The sequence below is a fragment of the Candidatus Weimeria sp. HCP3S3_B5 genome, from assembly GCF_052064335.1.
GTDB lineage: Bacteria > Bacillota > Clostridia > Lachnospirales > Lachnospiraceae > Weimeria.
The window spans coordinates 1-1,107 of the sequence record NZ_JBQHVU010000064.1; the positions used below are offsets into that span (position 1 = coordinate 1).

Sequence of the window (1,107 nt, forward strand, 5' to 3'; positions counted from 1 at the left end):
GGAAAGGCAAAACCTAATATCGCTTATGTGGAAAACATTGAACAGGTACTTGGAATCAACATAAAGTCAGAGTACAAACCTAAGAATAAAAAAACATTATCACTAAAAGTATTTGTTCTGATTCTGATAACAGCAGTAATATCCAACAGCCTGTGTCTTATTTTTTACTTCAACTCAAGGCTTGACAGAATAAAGGCATATTATGAAAAAAAACTCGAGGAGGCAAGCAATACTTCGTATAGCCATCTTGACTTCTCGTTCATCGATGCATCCGGCAAGGAACATTCTTTGACTACAAATATAAAATTAGGAGATGGATGGAAAGTACAGGATGCTGATGGTTCTGATCCTACTCCTCTCTTCGACACAAGAAATATAATAGATTCAGATGGAAATATTGTCGGATACATAGGCATCCAGCTATTACCAGACAATGACTATAAGCTCCCGTCCAAACCGGAAACCGCAGATCTTATGGAGTTATATAATCAGGTAGCTCTCGGCAATGACTATAATTTTGATGTAAGAAACAGTTATGCAGAAATAAAGAACGACGCTTCCGTTATAATCGGTGAGACAGATGTATATGTATCAGGAAGTATCAATAACGATATAGAAAGATATGATTATGGAATTCTGGCATATAAAAGATATGAGGAGTGCTTCCTTGGTGTCATCCTTTTCAGAGAAAAGGTAGGAGTGCACCAGAAAGATGAAATTGCGCAGTCCATTTTCCTGTCCTAATACTCTTTTTCTATATCGCCGCTGATACCATACTCATCCCTGAATTTCTGAAGGTCTGAGTCACTGCGTATCAGCATCACCTCATCAAAGCGACCTGTCTCCAGATCCCTGAATCCGGCCACCTGCTCACCATTACATATACTGCAATGGATCACCGGCTTCTGTCTATCAGGATCATAAAATTTCTTCTCCGTCTTTTTCTTAAAAAGTCCCATTTATTGTCCCTCAGATCAGTGTAACAAGCAGCACCGCCGCCATACTTATGGCCTCCGTGATCAGCGGAACCATTGCAGCATAAAATGCCTTCATCTCTTCCATACGATAATAAAGCACATACAGGATCATACTGACCACGACCGCAGC

At 39.9% G+C, this 1,107-nt stretch carries 2 protein-coding genes; one reads left to right on the forward strand and one right to left on the reverse strand.

Features of this window, described 5'->3' with window-relative positions; all coding sequences use genetic code 11:
- On the forward strand, nt 1-744 hold a 744-nt coding region (locus tag ACTNCK_RS11705), incomplete at its 5' end, for a hypothetical protein (protein ID WP_441082903.1).
- Here ACTNCK_RS11705 and ACTNCK_RS11710 read toward each other — a convergent pair.
- Entirely contained in the window at nt 741-959 is a 219-nt protein-coding gene (locus tag ACTNCK_RS11710) for an aspartate dehydrogenase (protein ID WP_441082904.1), read from the reverse strand. The two genes, ACTNCK_RS11705 and ACTNCK_RS11710, sit on opposite strands and share 4 nt — an antisense overlap.
- Nucleotides 960-1,107: the final 148 nt, after the last annotated feature.

Coding starts and splice junctions, on each gene's coding strand:
- ACTNCK_RS11710 (WP_441082904.1), bottom strand. CDS start 959: ATGGGACTTTTTAAGAAAAAGACGGAGAAGAAATTTTATGATCCTGAT.